Origin of the sequence: Bacillus cereus group sp. RP32, from assembly GCF_040459735.1 — a bacterium.
Classification (GTDB): Bacteria; Bacillota; Bacilli; order Bacillales; family Bacillaceae_G; genus Bacillus_A; species Bacillus_A wiedmannii.
This window is the reverse complement of sequence record NZ_JARVHO010000001.1, coordinates 2,006,836-2,026,898: the sequence shown is the minus strand read 5'-3', so window position 1 is coordinate 2,026,898 and position 20,063 is coordinate 2,006,836. Positions and strand designations below refer to the sequence as shown.

Sequence of the window (20,063 nt, the reverse complement as noted above, 5' to 3'; positions counted from 1 at the left end):
AAAGTGGGAGTAGTTCAAACACTTTAGCTAAACATATTAATAAAAATTATATATAATAATCACATGTCTATACGTTAAAATTAACTATATATTTTTACATCTTCTACGATTTTAGGTAAAATTAGTTGTCTAACATGACTAAATTAAACAATTGATTATGTTATTTTTGACAGAAAATTCATTTAAAAAATATAAATAATATAATTTGATTAACCTCTGTTCAAACTGTATTGTTTGAGGTTTCCATAAGATAGGGATTGATAATATATTTTTGCTTCACACTTATCTATACTTACAAAAAAACAAAGGATAAACATTACCTGGAATATTAAGCTCATTTTTATTAGGAGGACTACAAAGCATGACTAAAGTTGATACGGTAAAGGAAAAAATTATTGAAACATCTTTATATTTATTCAATACTAATGGGATAACTCGCACATCCATCCAGGATATAATGACAGCTACTGAACTACCTAAAGGATCTATTTATCGTAGATTCAAAAATAAAGAAGAAATTGTCCTTGCTTCCTACAACAAAAGTGGTGAGATTATGTGGGATCATTTTCATAAAGCAATGGCAAATAAAAAGACAGCAATCGATAAAATTCTTGCCATTTTCCTTGTATATCAAGATGCAGCTAATAATCCCCCTATTGCTGGAGGCTGTCCATTGCTTAATAGCGCAATTGAAAGTACTGGAGTATTCCCAGAATTACAAACAGCAGCAGCAAAAGGTTATGATGATACAGTAATGTTAATGGCTTCTCTCATTAAAGAAGGAATAGAGAAACATGAACTTAAAGAAGATATAGACATTAGATCGCTCGCTTCTTTTCTTGCATCTTCAATGGAGGGCGCTATTATGGCAAGTCGAGTATCGAACGATAATATACACCATCAGTATTTTATTGAACAAATAAAACATCATCTTTTCTCTTATTCTAGATAAGTGAGAACTTGCATTGCTTTCATTCAATTTTTATAGACTTAAATTGAATAACCCCCTCTCATAAAAAGTATTTACTGCTTATGAGAGGGGGATTCGTTTTTAGCAAATGTAGCTTTTTGGACGCTGTATATTATGCATACTACCAATCTCTTTTTCACATACCTCTCCTTTTTATCCTATATTGTACAAAAGAAAGCCTTTTTATTTAAAAGAATATCCACTTTGGTGTCTCCATTTAAAGAATTACCTAGTTCCCTTTTCCTATAGATAGACAAAATATTGGGCACTAAATGAACTGTCCCTGAAGTAAGGTTCTAAAAATAACCTATCCATAGAGCTACTAAAACTACTACTACAACGCAAAACAAAATGTGATATTTCGAATCCACTTTTGTATATCATCAAAATACTTTTCTATAAATACGCTGTAAATAGAAAGCATATGAAGTAGCACAATGAAAGTAAAGGATCCCAATTTATCGTTAAATTTTTCATTAGTAAATGTGCTTGCATGAAGGAATAGAAACACAAACATTACTATGAATAGCTCAAAAAGCCTTTTTTTATTCACCTCACCACCTTACAATAATTACCTTTCATTCCATTTTACCAGAACATAATATGTAGCAGCATATGAATATTTTATTCATGTCAAAAAGGCCAACAATTCAATATTGTTAGCCTCTACTTTCCATATTCGTACCTTTTATCACTTTACTTCCTAACAACTGGAATCCACATTTCACCAAATACTAAGCCATTTCTTTGTCCCATCTCAACTGTTGTATTTGGCCCACCAACATAGGCAAAATCTTTTGCATCTGGTAAAGCTTGACCGAAGGCGATGCCAGTCAACTTATTACTAAGCTCTTCAGCCGTTTTATCTTCCCCTTTCACTACTAAGTATTCTCCCTTCGGAAACTGGATTACTCTAGATGCTTCTTCTATTTGTGCCTCTGTCATAACACCAGCATAATACATCATCTTGTTATTCACCGCTTCACTCACAGAAAAAATGTATTCGTTTGTAGCTAAAGCTTTTAAAGTATCGAGCCTTCCATCTTCTTTAACAGCCGACCAAAAGTCTTCCTTTTCTTTATTGATTCCAGCAAAGTCTGTATAGTCACTCTCAATTTCAGTTCCAATACCTAACACAATAAAGCTATCTTTTTCTTCAATCGTATAATTTTTCACATTCAAAACCTTCCTTCTTTTAAAATGAATCAAATGATTTATCTTTTCATTTGATAAGTTTATAATATCTTTAAATCATGTCAAAAAATGATACTGTTTAGGAGACTCCAATGAAAAAAGTTGAACGGATTAATACAATTATGCGGTATATCAATAATCGCTCCCACTTTACAATTACTGAAATCATACGAGAATTTAACATATCACGATCGACAGCTATTAGAGACATAAGAGAAATTGAAGCTATGGGCATGCCACTTGTCGCTGAAGTTGGAAGAACTGGTGGGTATTTTGTTATGCATAACTCTATCCTGCCCGTTGTTCGCTTTACTGATAATGAAGTCAAAGCTCTTTTTATTGCCTTTATGGCTACAAGAAATCAACAACTTCCCTATCTAAAGAGTCGCCAATCTTTAGCCGAAAAACTACTAGGACTCATTTCTGAAACTCAACAAGATGACCTTGTTCTTTTAAATCAACTCTTACTTTTTGAAGGGACTAACCCCCATAATCCCGATCTACTTGAGCTTTCTGACCTCCCCCATCCGATGTTAGAAAAACTCATTCAAATCCTTCTATTGGATAGACATTTATTGATTACTGTCAAAGAAGAAAAAATCAAGTCTTATCCAATTTACCTATTACACCTTTATCAAGAAAAGAGTCATTGGATTATTGAAGGATTTGACTTAAAAGAAGAAAAGAAGCTGATGTTTCCTGTCGATGACCTCATCAATATCGAACCGTACACAACGAAAAAGAGGTTAAATAAGAAAAAGATTTTGGAAAAACTCAGTAAGAAGGACGAAGCAATTAACCTTGTACTTGAACTTGGTCCAAAAGCGATTGCCCAGTACAAAAAATACCATCCTTTCAAAGTTTCTATATCTTATACAAATCCTTACCAATCTACAGCTATTTTAAAAACATTTATCGATATTCACAATTCCGGTGAAGTGACAGAGATGACAAATTGGCTGCTTTTCCTAGGGAAGGATATTACAATTAAGGAAATGCCTGAAGAAATATTAAACGATTTACAAGAGCGGTTATGTTTATATTCTCCATAAGCAGTGATCGGTTAAACCTCAAAATATTGAGGTTTATTCGTTACCAGTTTCCTATATTTTTTACCATGAGAGCACAATAAATAATAAAAGCACGGAAAACCTCCCGTGCTTTTTCAAAAATATATATAATTTCGGATGACTTAATTCACTTATCCTAACTGACGTTTAAATGCTTTGCTAGCGAAAAAGTAAGAGATGATCATGATACCCACGCACCAAGCGAGTGCACTCCAAATATCGTTGCCAACAGTCCCTTCATATAATAGGGCGCGAATCGCATTCACGATTGAAGTTACAGGCTGATTCTCAGCGAACGCACGAACAATTTTAGGCATCGTTTCAGTAGGTACGAAGGCCGAACTAATAAATGGAAGAAAAATTAGCGGGTACGAGTAAGCTGTCGCCCCTTCCATAGACTTCGCTTTCAGCCCTGGAATGATAGCTAACCATGTGAGCGCTAACGTAAACATCCCCAGTATTCCCGCTACCGCAAGCCAATCTAGCATATTTGCACTAGAACGAAAGCCCATTAAGAGCGCAACAAGAATAACCACCACGATAGTAAGTACATTAGCAACAAGAGAAGTTAAAACGTGAGCCCACAATATTGATGAGCGCTTAATAGGCATCGTAATGAAACGTGCCATCAGCCCACTCTTTACATCCGTAAATAATCGTACAGAAGTATAAGCTACACCGGATGCGATAGCCATTAACAAAATTCCCGGCAATAAATAATTAACGTAGTTATCCGTTCCTGTCTTTATAGCCCCACCAAATACATAAACAAATAATAGCATCATCATAATCGGTGTAATCGCTACTGTAATAATTGTATCCGGACTACGCATAATATTACGCATTAAGCGCCCTAGTAATACCCCTGTTTTGCTTTTCATTTACATCTCCTCCTTTTTACCGATAATCGCAAGGAAAATTTCTTCCAACGTCGGCTGCTTCTCGATATACTCTACTTTTGCTGGCGGGAACATCTCTTTCAGTTCAGTAAGAGTACCTGTCGTAATAATTTTTCCGCCATGCAAAATAGCGATACGGTCCGCCAGTTGTTCTGCTTCCTCCAAGTACTGAGTCGTGAGCAAAATCGTTGTGCCGCTGCCGGCAAGTTCCTTGACTGTATCCCACACTTCGATCCGCGCTTCCGGATCAAGTCCAGTCGTTGGTTCGTCAAGAAAAATAATTGCTGGCGCCCCAATCAAACTCATCGCGATATCAAGTCGGCGCTTCATCCCGCCTGAATACTGGTCTGCCCTCTGGTTGGCCGCATCAGTCAGGCTAAATCTTGCAAGTAGATTATCAGCAACTTGTGCGGGATTGGAAACACCACGTAACTTAGCAATCATTATCAAGTTTTCCCTTCCAGTAAGCATGCCGTCTAAAGCTGCGAACTGTCCTGTCAAACTGATACTTTGACGAACATGATCTGGTTGTCGCTGGACGTCAAAACCGCAAATACTTACTTCACCATCATCTTGTTTCATTAACGTCGAAAGAATATTAACCGTTGTCGTCTTGCCAGCTCCATTTGAGCCTAGCAGCGCGAAAATTTCACCACGCTGCACCTCAAAATCCACTCCCTTTAAGACTTCTTTATCTTTAAAAGATTTTTTTAACCCTTTTATAGAAATCGCTGTATTGCTCATACTTTTCCCCCTTATAAAATTAGATTACACACACCCTCTATTTAGTATCACTGATAATCTGTATTACTTAGTACTAGTTTAAAAATATAACTGAATAGCGATGGCGGCAATTCACATTTGTAACCAGCTAATCAGTCGGTATTACTAATTGCATTTATTTTTTTCTCAATTTCTTCATAATACTTTCATTCAAATCTTCACGATACTTGGAGACATACGTTTTAGCGTTTGCCACTAGTTCGTCAGCAAAGGATGCCACGTCCTCCCCAGTAATGTCAAGCACTTGTCTCCCTTCCGCTGCACCTGCTTCAAACAAATCGATTAATTCATACTGTATGTGCAGCATATCCATTCCATTACCCGCTGAGAAATTCCACATGTAGTTTTGAATTTTCTTAAACACAAACTGATAGTCCTCTGGCAGTGCTCCAACACGTGCCATCATCATTTTGTACTCTTTTTTATCACCAATTAATTTTTTAAACATTTCCAACATCTTATTTTCCTCCTTTTTTATAAAGCAGAACAAGAAATTCTCCAAATATGAGCCGGAACATTTTATATTATGAGGCTAGTTTGACTTCAAGACGTTAATTTTTGAAGATACAAAATCCCATTTTTTCCAAAACAATTCAAGCTCCTGACGGCCATCCTCATTTAATGAATAAAACTTACGGGGCGGTCCCATATGTGATGGTTTCTTTTCAATATTCACAAGCTTTTTCTTTTCTAATCGTACGAGGATAGTATAAACTGTCCCTTCCACAACTTCATTAAACCCAAGATCATTCAGGTGGCGGGTAATCTCATAGCCATACGTTTCACGGCGACTAATGATTTCCAGCACACACCCTTCCAGTGAACCTTTCAGCATTTCAGTTAAATTTTCCATGTTATGATCCTCCTTTACCCCCTATTCTGTCTGACTTATATTCAGTATCACAGAGTACTAAGGCGAATTTTTACTGAATAGTTTTTGAGTAAAACCACACTATTCAGTATTACTTACTACAACTACATTGTATGACTGAGTAGAAAGAATGTCAACTCGATTTTCAAAAAAATTAAAAATCCGCTTTACCCTAACGGGATACAACCGTATCTCTTACATAACCGTTTGGCAATTTCCTCTCATTTCGCAACTGTAGAGATATAAAATTTTGGTTTTGAGGATATATTAAAATCTTGGGTTGATGAGCATACATATTACTCCTATTATGAGTAATATGTATGAAACATTTCAAAAAAATAATAAAAAGAGCTGATTCAAAGTGTAGTTTAAATCAGCTCTTTTTTAGTGCTTTTATACCGATACATTTTGTTTCTCACTACGATTTTCTATAAATATAAAACATAAAAATAGGTGCGATCAAAGATTAGCCGTACATGAGACGAGCCTCTAAAATACCATCCACATTAAAAATTTTTACGCTGTATTCTCTTTTATTTATGATAGTTGATTCACAACACTATCTAAAAATTCTTCTACCTTTTCTTTTGATGTATCCGGCGCGTGATAACCAATCGTAAATGTAAGTCTTCCATTATAAGAGCTTGCTCCCATTGAAAAGAATGGTGCATACATAATAGGTGATGTCATATACCCGTCCTCAGCTTGATTTTCACCAAACTGAATCGGTTCATCAGCGATCACTCCCAAATTTGTCAGTAATGGCAACGCCATCCTCATCTGTACAGCCCGTTCGAATTGCTGATTATACATTTCCTTCACTGTAGATAGCTTCATTTCTGCCAGTAGCTCCATTCCTGCTGCTGAAGAAAGACCTGGGTTTTGAGACTTTATTTTATCCATTGATTGTTTAACTCGAACAAGAGTCTGATTAAATGTTTCATCGTCTTCCATTTTAATCACTGGCATTTCCATACCAGATAAGTTGCAAATAGCACCAGTTGTATAATTAGGCAGATATCTACGTAAATCAATTGTCAAACCAATCATTTTTTCTGCGGTGCGAGGTTCTGCATACACAGTGAAATGTGATAAAGCCCGGAAGTATGCAGTCATGATTACATCATTCAAGGTAGCCTGTTGTACTTTTGTCCATTGGGTTAGACGTAAAGTTTGCTCATGGCTCAACCGCCTTACGGACATCTGGGGGAATTTATTTTTGTTAGGTTGAGATGGAAAAGACCATAACGATGCCTGTTGTTCTTTGTTAGGACGATACACACTTTTTATGTCCGATACTCCAGCATATTTGAATACATGTGATTGATCTCGACACCTCTCATTTCCCTCACCAAATTCCTTTATAATTTGATTCTTAGATCGCCCCCATGAAAGGTAAGTATATATTGTTCCAAGTAATTTGATATATTCCTTGACTCCTGCACCATCTGAACATAGATGAGATAATTTCACAACTAACATATCTGTTGTAGTGCCCCGTAATAATTTCGTTTGAACCATAGGTCCCTGAATACGATCCCCAGGTTCCTTAATAAAATCTATCGCCATTATTTCAAGTTCTTGATTATTTCCTTCTGCAAAAAGGCAAATGGATGAGTTAGTGCCAGATGAATGTTCCTCCCAGTAAGGAATATCATTTTCTACAAACCGGCTGTTCAAAACTGGCTGCAATTGTAACGTTATCCTTACTGATTCTTCAAGTATTTCCTTTGATATACCTACAGGAAAATAAAGAACTACATTAATTTGTTGGTCTGCAGAATAAAGACCTAATAAATAATTCATTCGATCTTGAGGTGTTACCAAATACTTTCTTTGTTCCATAATTCCGTCCCCCTTTAGGACTTTTTTAAATAAACCTGTTCTCCATATGCTTGTAACTTTTTTAGTCATTTTTCTTCAAGAGCTAACAATGCTTACTTTTTTAATTTTTTAACAAACGCATCCTTCCCGTATTAGTTCCACTCTTTTTGCAGGTGATATACCCATTTTTTTATTGCCATCAACATTCCCTGCGCACCAAATGAAAACAAACAAAAATAAAATAAGTTTATATATACATAAACATTTTATAATAACGTTTATAAATTATCAATAAAACAAATGAATCATTTTTATGTCTGTCAAGAAAAAACAATAATATAATACGTTCAGAGGTTACTTTATAATAAATGGTTGATGGGTATGCTTCTGTACCCCAACTTATTGTTACAGTAAAAAAAGCCCTCCATTTTGAAAAGTGTAATCAAAATGAGTGGGGCTTTTTTCAATATTTTTAAATCAAATGAAAAAGAGGTGAAATTATAGATATTCATGTAGAAATTTCATTTTGGGGTTACTTACAAATCTTAAGTTTATAGACATATGGTGGTACCCTTTAAAAGCCTTATAAAATCATAAATTTTATAGATATAGCAGCTTCTCTTTATTAATAAAATAAATCATTTGTATGTACGTTTACTCACGCACATACAAATGATTTATAAAGCCATAATTAAATGAAAACATCTTTTCTGTTACGATAACATCATATCCATATCTTCCGCTGCAGTTGTAATTAGTTTTAAACCGAATGTTTCTTGTAATACATCAAGCACGCCAGGTGAAATAAATTCAGGCGCCTTTGGACCGATGCGAATATCTTGAATACCAAGACTAAATAGCCCAAGTAAAATTGCAACCGCTTTTTGTTCAAACCATGATAAGACAATACTAACTGGCAGTTCGTTCACTTCGCATTGGAAAGCATCTGCTAAAGCGGCTGCTATTTTCACTGTTGAAATTGAATTATTGCATTGCCCTAAGTCAATGTAACGCGGAATCTCTGTACCAGGTACAACACCATAACTCACATCATTAAAACGGAATTTCCCGCAAGAAGTCGTTAAAATAACCGTTTCTGGTGGAAGTGACGTTGCTAATTCACGATAATATTCTCCGCCTTTTCCCGGGGCATCACAACCTGCGATGACAAAGAAACGCTTAATCTTTCCTTCTTCTACTGCCTTAATAATTTCCGGAGCTAATGATAATACTGTATTATGATGGAAACCTGTTACTAACTGTTCATCCGACTCCATATGTACTTCTGGAAGTTCTAGCGCTTTTTGAATCAATGGCGTGAAATCATCACTTTCAATTTTTTGTACACCCTCTAAACCGGCAATATCATATGAAAAGAATCGATCAGAGTATGATCCTTTAATTGGCATAACACAGTTCGTTGTCGCTAATATAGCACCTGTAAATTTTTCAAAAAGACGTCGTTGATCATACCATGCCTTACCGATGTTTCCTTTTAAATGTTTATATTTTTTCAGCTGCGGATAACCGTGTGCTGGTAACATTTCAGAGTGTGTATAAATATTAATTTCTTTTCCTTCTGTTTGTTTTAATAATTCTTCTAACGCAAATAAATTATGACCAGTAACTACAATTGCCTTACCTTCCACATGGTTTTGCGTAATTTGAACAGGCTCTGGAACACCAAAGTGATTCGTATGTGCCTCATCTAACAACTCCATTACTCGTAAAGCCGATTTCCCTACTTTCATAGCCATATCAATATGTTCTTGTTCATTAAAGTTAGAATTTGTTAATGTCATATACAGTGCTTCTTGCGTTGTAGCATCTACAAATGTATCAGTATACCCTAGCTGAGCAGCATGCGTACGATAAGCTGCAATTCCTTTTAGCCCAAACACAATCGTATCTTGTAAACTTGCAATTGTTTCATTTTTACCGCAAACACCCATCACTTTACATCCACCTGTTGGCGTTTGTTCACATTGATAACAAAACATTCTCATCCCACCCTCTCCCAATCATTCCTTACAAATCAAGCATAATACTCATTGAGGAAAAGAGATGTGATATCAATCACAATAATATGTATAAATTTGTGACAATTTATATTGTTTACATAATATTTTTATTGACACACACAAAAAAAAAACCATTACATACCCCTGTTGTTCAAGTTTTCAAATAGCTAGACTATTGCTGAATCACATATTTAACTTTCTAGTTCATAGTACGAAAGGAAAATTTCGTACTATGAATCTCTTAAGAAAACAGAAATAGACATACAAAAACGCTATTCTTTCTTTTTATTATTCAACAGAAAGAATAGCGTTTTTTCATTTTTAAGAACTATCAATTTTTTGATTAAATATTTTATGAAAAATCACTTTATTTACAATACATTTACACTATCTTAACATTACTTACATTATTTATATGATATATTTATATAGAAACTACTTAAGAAATTTCATGTACATTGTTATCTTTATAATCTCTGATCTGATTGATAAGAGATTATGTTATATTTTCATACCAGGGGTGAATTAGGATGACTGAAACTTTAAAAACACTTATAATGCTCGATATTACTTACGTTGTTATAGCAATTATGACGGTACTGGTATTTGTATACTTGGAATTAAAATCTCAGTAATGTATGCAGGCATAATTGATGGCTTCGCATTTAAATATAGCTAGAAGAAAGCGAGGTGAAAATTATTTCTCCTCGCTTTTATATTCCCACAGTTTCTTATTTCAACAAATCCAATGTATGTAAAAGTAATCCTTTGTCCCCTACTTCCCCATGACCAGGCACTACTGCATTTATATTTCCATATCGCTTCAGCACATTCTCAATCGATGTAGACCATTCATTTACATAAGCATCAGCAACGTTTCCTAAATCTTTAGCTTCCGCAGATTTCACTAAACAGCCTCCAGCTAAAATGTTGTATTGCGGTAACCATACGACGATATTATCTCCTGTATGCCCTTTCCCTGGATAAAATGTTTCTACTTTCATATTTCCAAACTTCAAATTCGTAATTGTTTGTAAATCTCCAAGTGGTTCTTCATATCTATTTTTCTTTGCTAGTTCGGCAGTCAATACTGTACTATGCGCTTTAATGCCTCTTTCTTTCAACGTTTTTATTCCGCCAATTCGATCTGCGTGCGCATGTGTAATAATGACATCCGTTACGCGCTTCTTAAATTTCTTTTCTACCATCTCTATTAATTCCTTCGTTAACTTATCATCCCAAGAAGAATCGACAAGTACTAGCCCTTTAGAAGTAGTAAGAACTAGCCCGTTCGAAGGAACTGCTTCTCCGTTAAAGTAACCTAACTCCGTATGAACCCATACATTTTTATTTAACTGAGAAATTGAAATGGTTCCTGACTCATTTTTTATTACTTTTTGCTCTAGCTTTTGTTCCGCTTTCACAGAAGAAATTGTACTAACAAATTGCATTGTTCCTAATAAACTAACACATACCCCTACTTTTAATAATGTATTTTTCATTTTCTCCACCCTTTCTTTCAAACGAAATAGTTATTACCTATATTAGACAATTCATCTTAAATGTTTGTTCCATCTTTACTTGTATATTTTTATGTAAGTAACAAAAAAGCGTACAAAATTTTGTACGCTTTAAAACTTAACCTTTTATTCCATAATTCTCAAACTCTTCCTCGTTACCATAAAATACATTCAAATCAATATACTTCTCTTTTCCATTATAACCATTTAATCTCCCGCGGTTCGTGTATTGCCAAAACGTCCATTTTCTCTCATCAGATAAACTCGGTTTTGTAAAGACACTACGAATCCATATATCACATTGAGGATACGCATCCTTTATATACAAATCATATGCCTCTTGAGTTGCATACAAAATCACTTTCTTACCGTAATGTTTTTCTAGCATTTTTATCATGACCGACAACTCTTTCACAACATCTTCACGCTTAGGCGGATTATCTTTTTTATTAGCGTAAAACTCAACATCAATTACTGGTGGCAATGCTTGTTTATATTTTGGAACAGTTCGTATATATTGCTCTGCTTGTGTTTCACCCTTACTATCAAAACTAAAAAAATGATACGCTCCGACGCGCATACTTGTCTTATTCGCATTCGTCCAATTTTTCGAAAAGTACTTATCCACAAACGCGCTTCCTTCAGTAGCCTTTATAAACGCAAACTTCATATTTTGCTTTTCCAACTCCCTCCAATCTATATCACCTTGATACGATGCGACATCTACACCTTTTATTTCATACTTATCCGCACTTATTTGATTCGGAATAAATATGCCTTGAAAAACTAAGTAAGCGACAACACTCATTACACTAATTAAGGTAAAGACTCCGCCTATAATAAGCTTCTTTTTCATCCATATCCCCCATCTTTACACATTAATATTCCACTTACCATTCACGTTTTTTATTAATCCTCATTTTTTCTTCAAATGCCTTCTCTAAATCAATTTCTAACTTGTTTGCTAAATCACATACATTCCAAATGACATCAAACATTTCTAAACCAATCTCTCTTTTCGAATCTTGTATTTTATCACGCTTTAATATCACTTCCGCTAATTCACCTAATTCCGCCATCGTATACATCGTTCGCTCTTCAATCGTTGTATCTTGAAATCCTTTTTCTTTACTGAAATTTGATGCATATCTCTGGAATTCCACAATATTCATACTTAATCTCCCTTCATGATAAATACTCCGTTTTCTATTACACTTATATTTTGTTAAATTATAACATTCATACTATAATTTATTTATAACCCTTTAACGGAGGTGTTTTCAATGACTCTCTTCGCTTCCCCATCATTATTCATACTAGCAATTATTTCATTTGCACTAGCCTATTTCATCGGAGTTAAACAATACACTTGGCTCTTATCAGGATTCAATGAACGCCGTGTGCCAGATAAAGATAAGTTATCAAAAATAGTTGGTCTTTATAATTTAACTGCCGGTGCTATTGCCACAATTGGTAGTGTCTTCACTACCCCTAATGTCAAAATCTTATTTCCTATCATTATAATTGGCCACGTTATAATCGCTGCTTATGTAAATACACGCATGGTGCATTGAAAAAAGATCACCAAAATGGATGATCTTTTTTATAATTTATCAACATATTGCTTCGCTTCTAATAATGAAAACCCAAAAGCCTCTCTTACTCTCTTAACTGCTGTAACTGTTTTTCCTTCTTCCATAAGCTGGCGTAACTCTTTATTAATTTCAGGTTCTCTATCTATAATTCCCATTTCTTTCGTAATTAGCTGTAATCTATCTTCCATCCTCTTTAAACGTGCATCCGTTTTCTTTTCGATTCTATTTAATTTTTCAGCAATATAAATAAACCCAAAGACCGCTATCGGTATGATTATCCAAAATTCCATGACTATCCCCCCTATTAGCTTTCATTTGTTTTATTTAACTATCTTATGTAAATTTTACTATAAAACACATTTAATGTATAATAGTAATATACAACATTTCTGATAAAATCTTTTATTTTAGGGGGACACTTTATGAAAAGATTTTTAAATACGTTACTACAATTTGTAGTTCTTTCAATTGCACTACATTTATTATTTGATCTCGTTGGCTGGCTTGTTTTCAATGCGCCAATTCAAAACAAACAAATCATTATTTCTTTACTAACAACCTCATGGCTTATGTACATGTACCGAGACAAATTTTTTAAAACACTCACTTCGAATTAACTAAAAAAACTTCATCGATAAAAGATGAAGTTTTTTCTTTTTCTCTCTATTAGCCACTGTATAATAGAACTAACATTCTGTCTTTTCAAAGAAAGGAGTCACTATGAACTTAAAAAGTAACAATATATACGAGAAAATGAACCAATATTCCGTTGCAGGTTTAAGCCTTGCCGTTATACGTGATGGTAAACTAGATGAAGCAACTGCCTGCGGAACACTTGAATCTGGAACAACTAAAACTGTCACTACGAATTCCATATTCAATTCTTGTTCTATTAGTAAATTCTTCACTACAATGCTCGTACTAACATTATCAGATCAAAAGATCGTGCATTTAGATGAAGACGTAAATGATAGGCTCACATCTTGGAACATACCTACCAATCTATTTACCTCACAGAAAAAAGTCACCCTGCGAAATTTATTAAGCCACCAATCTGGAATCATTGATCCTCCTAATAGTTTTGAGCATTATACACTTGCACAAGGGCGACCAAACATGTCTGAAATCCTTGCCGGTAAAACATCATATTGTCCAGTACTGATAGAAATAACTTATAAACCAGAAAGCGAATTTCACTACTCTGATGCAAACTTTTGTATTATTGAACTACTACTTGAAGATATAACTGGAAAACCATTCAATCTTTTACTTGAAGAATATATCTTTCATCCACTACAACTGAAAAATAGCATGCTATTCTCTACTAAAGATATAAATAAAATGGAGGCCTTTGCTTGTGGGCATAATAAAGATGGCACCGTTACAAATGAGAAGTATCCATTTTATCCATTCGCAGCTTCTTCAGGTATTTGGACAACACCAACAGACTTATCAACTTTAGTAATTGAAATCATTCATTCCTTACAAGGAAAGGGCAAACTAAAACTTTCTCAAAAATTAGTACAAGATATGATTTCTCCTCAAGGTTGCTCAAAATGGACTGGATTAGGTGTGTTTCTAGATGATTCGAATAAAGACTTACAAATGTATTCACTTGGATGGGGCGTTGGATTTCAATGTATGATGATATGCTATCCATACCGAGGTAATGGTGCTGTTATAATGACGAACGCTGACTTAGGCGTTCATCAAATGGAAGGGATTATTGGTGACGTGTTAAAAACGTTATCCTTTTAACGAAAAGAAAGAAGCTGTTCCTTCCAGCTTCTTTCTTTATATTACATTTTTGGCAACAATTTTTATATGTTCTGGTGCGATAATCTCCGTTATACTTTCTTGAAAATCTTCCTGCAACATTTCTTCAATATGTTCTAGCTGCACTTCAACATGTGTGCATTCTAAATTATGTATATTTAAAAGTGCATAATGATCTTTTTTCTTAATTACTAAATATTGATTTTCCTCTGTTACAAGTATAGAACCTAATCGTACTCCTAGTAGGCGTTGATCATCAAACTTCACAACCATCCCCCCTTACTTTATATGTAATAAAATAACATTTTATGTAATCTGTTCTTTATAAACTATATCACAATTTATTAAAATATAAATATCATATTTCTTTTTACTAAAAACCCCTATTCTTTTATATATTTCGATACAAAAAACTTTCTCAACATAAAATTAGAATTTTCAGTTTTTATTCTCATGAAAATCTATTATAATAAAGTTAATAAATGTTTGACCTCTCCTAATTCATGTACATATGGATGATCAGTAGTCGCTGCTACTGATCTATTTTTTTGATTTCAGAAAGAGTAAATAAGCTGCATCCTTTCCTACACCACAAATAAGTGCAGAGCCCCTTTGAGATTGCCACGGCAAACCGATATAATATACCCCTCTCACGGGACTTATTCCCTTTACATGATTAGGAAATCCTTTCTCATTCACTGCCTTTTCTATTTCAATCCATTTATAGTTTTGAATAAAACCAGTTGACCATATAATGCTTTCTGCACTATACGTGCCACCATTTTGAAACATAATATTTTTTTCTGATGCACTAACCACTTTTTCCTCTAGTTTAATTGCTCCATTACGAATAAGTTCTTTGCCTTCAAAACCAAAAATAGGATCCTTTCTCTTCTGAAACCATTTTCCCCTCTTAGTATTTACTTCGGCGTACAATAAACCCAATTTTTCTAACCAATAAAAAATGCTTTTTCTAAAAAGACGTAACGGTAAAAATGTTAAAGGATGACTGATAGATATTGTAACTTCATGAGTTTTTGCAAGTTCTACTGCAATTTGCATTCCTGAATTCCCGCCACCTACTACTAGTACATTCCCCTTAGGAATTTGTGATGGTGATTTATATTGTGATGAATGTATTTGAAAAACATGCGATGAAAGATGTTGTGAAAATGAGGGGATGTATGGTTGCTGAAAACCACCTGTTGCGATAACAACCTTTTTTGCTTGTAAAATTTCTGTAGGAGTATGTAATTTGAATATCTCTTTTTCTTTCTTTATTTTTAAAACTTCGGTTTGCAATTGGACCGGTAATTTAAAGTACCTTGCATATTCTTCTAAATACGTTGCCATTTCATCTTTACACGGAAATCCCTTTCCTTCTCCTTTTACTATCATACCTGGTAAACTACTATATTCCCTCGGTGTGAAGAGTTGCAAAGAATCATATCTGTTTCTCCATGAATCCCCAATTCGGTTTCCTGCCTCAAGTAATAAAAAATTATAACCTTCTTGCTTCAAGTAATATCCCATTGTTAATCCAGCTTGACCAGCTCCAACGATAATTGCATCTAACATTTTTTTCCTCCTCCCCAAACGTATGAACATATACTCATTCGTTCATATGTTTTATGATACGATTTATTTACCAATAATTCAATTTGTTTAACAAAAGGAAAAAGAGTAGTTCGCTACTTTATGAACTACTCTTCATTACATTTATTTAATACCCAATTACACTGCACTATCTCTAAAAAATTTATATATTAATCCCTTCCGGCTCTACCATCTCTCCTCATAAAATACGATTCTATTTGAAAACGGATCAATTACAGTTAATTCGATTGTATCCCAAGGTGTTTCTTCTATATTTGGCTTCGAATAAGCATATTCTTTATTCAATAATATAGAATGATAATCCTCTACATTATCTATTTTCACGCGAATCGCACCGCCTGGCGAAGCATCCCCATGATGTTCTGATAAATGTATTACAGCATCATGTAACGAAATTTGTATATATAATGGCATATGTTCCTCATACCGATGTTCCCAATCCATTTTAAACCCTAAAAAATCTATGTAAAATAGCTTTGCTTTTTCAACATCAAAAATTCTAAATATAGGTGTAATCATTCTAATCTCCTCCTATTTATAAACATCTGCTGCCAATTCCCTCAAAACATCCACATTTACTACTTCGAAGCAACCATTGTTCTTTTTTATTATCTCTTTATCACAAAAAATATTTAATGTACGTAATAGATGACGATAACTCGTTCCTAACAATTCCGCTGTTTCCGTTAAATTCCCACTAAATACAATTCTATTTCCATGCTGCACCGCTCGTTCCCCTGCTGCTAACATGTAACTCGCAAGTCTATTTTCAAGTGGATATAGTAAATTAATTGTACTGTTTTTTGAAAGCCGATTTAACTTATGTGCTAATGATCCGCAAATACACCGTAAAAATTTCGCATCATGAAATAGTTGATTTCTCACTTTCCCTAAAGGCAAACCAACACAATATGAATCTGCCATCACTTGTACGTTTGAAGCTGTCTTTTGAGAATGAATTAGCTCCACATCTCCTAACAGCTGTAAGCTATCATAAAAGCATAACAATACAGATTTCCCGTTACTTAATGTATTAAACGCTTTCGCTTTTCCTTCAACGAAGAAAAATAAATAATCTATCTCTTCATTCTCTCTACAAATAAACTCATTCTTTTTAAAAAATATTAGTTCCATATATGGTTTCATATCATTACTAAAAAAGGAGTCAATATTATTTTGTTTCATATAATTTGTTAATTTAATAGAATTACATATTTTCTTCATAGTTCCCCCGCCTTTACAACTACTCCCCATTGTAATCAAAATTTTCTCCTTCCACTATGACATATGTCATAGTAATTCACAATTTCAGCATGATACAGTCATTACAAATATGAAAATTAAAGGGGATATTACATTGTACAACTTTCTTTCTGTCTTTATTGGTGTGCTCATCGCCGTTATGCTTCCATTGAATGGGATTTTATCTGAATTAATTGGCAAGTATACAGCGAGCGTTGTCATTCACCTTGTCGGTTTAATTGCAGTTATCTTCATTTTAATCGTAAACAAAAATAAAATTTATTTTGATAAAAGCATTCCACTTTTTCTATATAGCGCTGGAGCGATTGGAGTATTCACTGTCCTTTTTAATAATATAAGTTTCTCCATCCTTGGTGCCTCTATTACGATCGCATTAAGTTTACTTGGTCAATCCATTGCTTCCATCGTTATTGATCATTTCGGCTTATTAGGAATGAAAGTTGCAAAGTTTGAAAAGAAAAAACTAATTGGATTATGTTTCATCTCTTCCGGAATTATAATCATGACAATTTATTAATGGAGGCAGAAAAATGTTATATATTACGATCGCTATTTTAGCTGGTGTTTCTATCGTTGTTGCTAGAATTATTAACGCAAATTTAGCAGCGAAAATCGGTAATTGGGAAGGTACGTTTTTTAATTATATTACTGGATTATTTTTCTCTATGTTATTTTTAATTTTCAGTTCAGATTCAATGTACATTCCTAGTCATACGTTGCAATCTATTCCTATCGCTGTTTACTTAGGCGGATTAGTAGGCGTTATCGTCATCTCGTTATCGAACTATATTACACCTAAAATATCAGCATTTTATTTAACGTTACTCATCTTTATCGGACAATTATTTGCGGGGACTATCATTGATTTCATCTTGTCACACGAACTCTCTATAGGAAAGATTGTCGGTGGCATTTTTGTACTAATCGGACTCACTTACAATTTACTCGTAGATCGCCCTGTTAAAACTGTGCAGAATAACCAAGTTCAACTATAATACTTTACGTTTCCCTATCATATATTAATAGAAAAGCTCTTCATACGAAGTGATAGAGAGGAGAATATTCTATTAAAAAAATCATTTTACTGCTAGGTAGTGCATTGATTATTTTTGGAATCGCATGGTTTTTCAACTCTGGGAAATCTATTCAAGATTTCTATACAGCAAATAAACCAAAGAAGAAAGCTACTATCATTTCAACTCAAAGAGATCCAAATAAGCCCCCTGTCTTTTTAGGAAAACAGGAAATAAAAGATATACATGTCGAGTCAATTAAAACAAAAAAAGATATCTTTCTCACAAAAACAGATGAATTAAAAACATTCATTAACAGTATGGATACCGCCAAAAAAGGAAAATTAACATTAGATGAAGAAGGATCAGATTTAATAGACTGTGATATGTGGATTACTTTCGAGGATGGGACTTATAAAAAATATTTCATATGGATAGTTGACCATCACAGTAACGAAGTGATGATTGCTCAACAAGATGCTCCTGATGATGTAAACCTTACGTACTATCAATTAAATGAAGATAGTTCTAAAAAAGTTTATAACTTATTTAAAAAAATCATTTAAACGAAAAAGTCATGAGCAAGTGAGCTCATGACTTTTTCCACTATATATATTCAGGGAACACTTTACATCCCTTTTCCTGCTCTATATCATGCCCAAAGAAAACAATTGGCTTCTCTTTTATCACAACTTCTTTTAAACGTTTAATTGAAGATAAAGCTAATTCTGGATCAAATCCAGCAAATGGCACTTCATTTTCAAAATTCTCTTTCGTATACGATGCATCAATCGTTAATAATACAGGACCGGATTTTTCTGTCTCAATTAATAGCGATTGATGCCCTGGAGTATGGCCTGGTGTATGCAATAATTGAACTCCTGGTACGACTCCATAATCCCCTTCAATAATTTTGTAATTTAAATTCGGCAATATACATTCTTTCAAATATTCTTCGCTATGCTGCGCCGCCTCATATTCAGCACGCTGTACAATGATTGGTGTATTTATAAAAGCGCCATTTCCTCCTGCATGATCAAAATGCAAGTGAGAACTAATAATATAAAGAAGGTCTTCCGGCTCATAACCAACCCGTTTTAAAACATTCACGATTCTATCTTCTTCAGTCATTTTCGGTAAAACCTGCCCTTCGACAAATGTACCGTTAAAAAGACCTTCATTATTAACTGCACTTTCTGGCATACCTGTATCTACTAAAATAGGCCCCTCTTCTGTCTCCAAAAGATAACACCATACAGGTAAGTCTAATAATTCTCCTGGTGTTAATGTACTATTAACAGACGAATGATCCAACATACAACGACCTGCTGGGATGAAATAAAGCTTCTTTACTGTCATTATGTATCCACCTTTACATTTAGTTTTGGATAAAGTTCACAGTAAAAAATTCCTCCTGTTAGAAATAAACTCCTTCTCTTCTTTCAATGTTTCAACTATTATTTTTGAGTCATTCACAAATTCTCCTTACATTATTAATTTCTATTCGTTATTTCCCTAAAAATCGAGAGTAAGAAATCAACTGTTTGTATTTTGAAATATGAAAAGGATACATACCCCCTTAAACGAATGTTACATATAAAAGAACCGACTTCCTATATGTTGAGAAAAGGAGTCGGTTCTTTTTTT

Annotated in this window: 23 protein-coding genes and 2 pseudogenes; 8 read left to right on the top strand and 17 right to left on the bottom strand. The window is 34.0% G+C overall.

Annotated elements, in window-relative coordinates:
- The first annotated feature begins 361 nt into the window (after positions 1-361).
- Positions 362-952, top strand: coding sequence for a TetR/AcrR family transcriptional regulator (locus QCI46_RS10460; RefSeq protein ID WP_353840168.1), 591 nt, complete (start codon positions 362-364; stop codon positions 950-952).
- 314 nt (positions 953-1,266) lie between these two features.
- Here QCI46_RS10460 and QCI46_RS10455 read toward each other — a convergent pair.
- Together QCI46_RS10455 and QCI46_RS10450 are read right to left on the bottom strand one after the other, a co-directional pair.
- Positions 1,267-1,523 (bottom strand): annotated as a pseudogene (locus tag QCI46_RS10455) (DUF3963 domain-containing protein).
- A 143-nt stretch (positions 1,524-1,666) separates the two neighbouring features.
- Positions 1,667-2,146, bottom strand: coding sequence for a GyrI-like domain-containing protein (locus QCI46_RS10450; RefSeq protein WP_353840167.1), 480 nt, complete (start codon positions 2,144-2,146; stop codon positions 1,667-1,669).
- A gap of 110 nt (positions 2,147-2,256) precedes the next feature.
- On the opposite strand from QCI46_RS10450, the gene QCI46_RS10445 reads away from it, so the two are divergent.
- Complete coding sequence (locus tag QCI46_RS10445) at positions 2,257-3,216, top strand: helix-turn-helix transcriptional regulator (RefSeq protein WP_353840166.1); 960 nt, start codon at positions 2,257-2,259, stop codon at positions 3,214-3,216.
- A 149-nt stretch (positions 3,217-3,365) separates the two neighbouring features.
- Here the strand turns inward: QCI46_RS10445 and QCI46_RS10440 are convergent, their stop codons facing one another.
- The 9 genes from QCI46_RS10440 to QCI46_RS10400 form a co-directional block, all read right to left on the bottom strand.
- On the bottom strand, positions 3,366-4,115 hold the full coding sequence (locus QCI46_RS10440) for an ABC transporter permease (protein WP_327961027.1): 750 nt from the start codon (positions 4,113-4,115) through the stop codon (positions 3,366-3,368).
- Entirely contained in the window at positions 4,116-4,877 is a 762-nt protein-coding gene (locus QCI46_RS10435) for an ABC transporter ATP-binding protein (protein WP_353840165.1), read from the bottom strand. It lies immediately after the preceding gene.
- A 154-nt stretch (positions 4,878-5,031) separates the two neighbouring features.
- On the bottom strand, positions 5,032-5,373 hold the full coding sequence (locus QCI46_RS10430) for a DUF1048 domain-containing protein (RefSeq protein WP_000891990.1): 342 nt from the start codon (positions 5,371-5,373) through the stop codon (positions 5,032-5,034).
- Positions 5,374-5,448: 75 nt separating this feature from the next.
- Positions 5,449-5,769 carry a PadR family transcriptional regulator gene (locus tag QCI46_RS10425; protein WP_353840164.1) on the bottom strand — a complete coding sequence of 107 codons (321 nt, stop codon included), beginning with the start codon at positions 5,767-5,769 and terminating at the stop codon, positions 5,449-5,451.
- 555 nt (positions 5,770-6,324) lie between these two features.
- Positions 6,325-7,632 carry a condensation domain-containing protein gene (locus QCI46_RS10420; RefSeq protein WP_353840163.1) on the bottom strand — a complete coding sequence of 436 codons (1,308 nt, stop codon included), beginning with the start codon at positions 7,630-7,632 and terminating at the stop codon, positions 6,325-6,327.
- 692 nt (positions 7,633-8,324) lie between these two features.
- The gene (hcp, locus tag QCI46_RS10415; protein ID WP_353840162.1) at positions 8,325-9,611 is read right to left on the bottom strand and encodes a hydroxylamine reductase; all 1,287 of its coding nucleotides are present in this window, start codon (positions 9,609-9,611) and stop codon (positions 8,325-8,327) included.
- Between the two features lie 752 nt (positions 9,612-10,363).
- Positions 10,364-11,134: a BcII family subclass B1 metallo-beta-lactamase gene (gene bla2, locus QCI46_RS10410; protein ID WP_353840161.1), complete on the bottom strand. Its 771-nt coding sequence runs from the start codon at positions 11,132-11,134 to the stop codon at positions 10,364-10,366.
- A 136-nt stretch (positions 11,135-11,270) separates the two neighbouring features.
- Positions 11,271-12,008 carry a glycoside hydrolase family 25 protein gene (locus QCI46_RS10405; RefSeq protein ID WP_353840160.1) on the bottom strand — a complete coding sequence of 246 codons (738 nt, stop codon included), beginning with the start codon at positions 12,006-12,008 and terminating at the stop codon, positions 11,271-11,273.
- Positions 12,009-12,042: 34 nt separating this feature from the next.
- Positions 12,043-12,324 (bottom strand): MazG nucleotide pyrophosphohydrolase domain-containing protein, encoded by a 282-nt coding sequence (locus QCI46_RS10400; RefSeq protein WP_353840159.1) that lies wholly within the window; start codon positions 12,322-12,324, stop codon positions 12,043-12,045.
- A gap of 111 nt (positions 12,325-12,435) precedes the next feature.
- On the opposite strand from QCI46_RS10400, the gene QCI46_RS10395 reads away from it, so the two are divergent.
- Complete coding sequence (locus tag QCI46_RS10395; RefSeq protein ID WP_353840158.1) at positions 12,436-12,726, top strand: DUF3784 domain-containing protein; 291 nt, start codon at positions 12,436-12,438, stop codon at positions 12,724-12,726.
- Positions 12,727-12,755: 29 nt separating this feature from the next.
- On the opposite strand, the gene QCI46_RS10390 is transcribed toward QCI46_RS10395, so the two are convergent.
- Entirely contained in the window at positions 12,756-13,037 is a 282-nt protein-coding gene (locus tag QCI46_RS10390; protein WP_353840157.1) for a hypothetical protein, read from the bottom strand.
- A gap of 132 nt (positions 13,038-13,169) precedes the next feature.
- Between QCI46_RS10390 and QCI46_RS10385 the strand changes: the two genes are divergently transcribed.
- Together QCI46_RS10385 and QCI46_RS10380 are read left to right on the top strand one after the other, a co-directional pair.
- Positions 13,170-13,364 (top strand): hypothetical protein, encoded by a 195-nt coding sequence (locus tag QCI46_RS10385; protein ID WP_353840156.1) that lies wholly within the window; start codon positions 13,170-13,172, stop codon positions 13,362-13,364.
- Between the two features lie 103 nt (positions 13,365-13,467).
- The gene (locus tag QCI46_RS10380) at positions 13,468-14,505 is read left to right on the top strand and encodes a serine hydrolase domain-containing protein (protein WP_353840155.1); all 1,038 of its coding nucleotides are present in this window, start codon (positions 13,468-13,470) and stop codon (positions 14,503-14,505) included.
- 36 nt (positions 14,506-14,541) lie between these two features.
- On the opposite strand, the gene QCI46_RS10375 is transcribed toward QCI46_RS10380, so the two are convergent.
- From QCI46_RS10375 to yeiL, 4 genes and pseudogenes are all read right to left on the bottom strand, one after another.
- Positions 14,542-14,790 (bottom strand): hypothetical protein, encoded by a 249-nt coding sequence (locus QCI46_RS10375; protein ID WP_000666938.1) that lies wholly within the window; start codon positions 14,788-14,790, stop codon positions 14,542-14,544.
- A 265-nt stretch (positions 14,791-15,055) separates the two neighbouring features.
- Positions 15,056-16,101, bottom strand: a pseudogene (locus QCI46_RS10370) (flavin-containing monooxygenase).
- Positions 16,102-16,305: 204 nt separating this feature from the next.
- Positions 16,306-16,659, bottom strand: a complete 354-nt coding sequence (locus tag QCI46_RS10365; protein ID WP_088092320.1) for a glyoxalase superfamily protein — start codon at positions 16,657-16,659, stop codon at positions 16,306-16,308.
- Between the two features lie 12 nt (positions 16,660-16,671).
- Complete coding sequence (gene yeiL, locus QCI46_RS10360) at positions 16,672-17,364, bottom strand: transcriptional regulator YeiL (protein WP_046954909.1); 693 nt, start codon at positions 17,362-17,364, stop codon at positions 16,672-16,674.
- Positions 17,365-17,473: 109 nt separating this feature from the next.
- On the opposite strand from yeiL, the gene QCI46_RS10355 reads away from it, so the two are divergent.
- The 3 genes from QCI46_RS10355 to QCI46_RS10345 all read left to right on the top strand — a co-directional run bounded on the left by QCI46_RS10355 (position 17,474) and on the right by QCI46_RS10345 (position 18,982).
- On the top strand, positions 17,474-17,920 hold the full coding sequence (locus tag QCI46_RS10355) for a DMT family transporter (protein ID WP_353840153.1): 447 nt from the start codon (positions 17,474-17,476) through the stop codon (positions 17,918-17,920).
- Between the two features lie 13 nt (positions 17,921-17,933).
- A complete protein-coding gene (locus QCI46_RS10350; protein WP_098273774.1) occupies positions 17,934-18,398 on the top strand; it encodes a DMT family transporter in 465 nt (154 codons plus the stop codon).
- 89 nt (positions 18,399-18,487) lie between these two features.
- Positions 18,488-18,982, top strand: coding sequence for a hypothetical protein (locus QCI46_RS10345; protein ID WP_353841852.1), 495 nt, complete (start codon positions 18,488-18,490; stop codon positions 18,980-18,982).
- 40 nt (positions 18,983-19,022) lie between these two features.
- Here QCI46_RS10345 and aiiA read toward each other — a convergent pair whose 3' ends face one another.
- Positions 19,023-19,775, bottom strand: a complete 753-nt coding sequence (gene aiiA / locus QCI46_RS10340; protein ID WP_353840152.1) for a quorum-quenching N-acyl homoserine lactonase AiiA — start codon at positions 19,773-19,775, stop codon at positions 19,023-19,025.
- Positions 19,776-20,063: the final 288 nt, after the last annotated feature.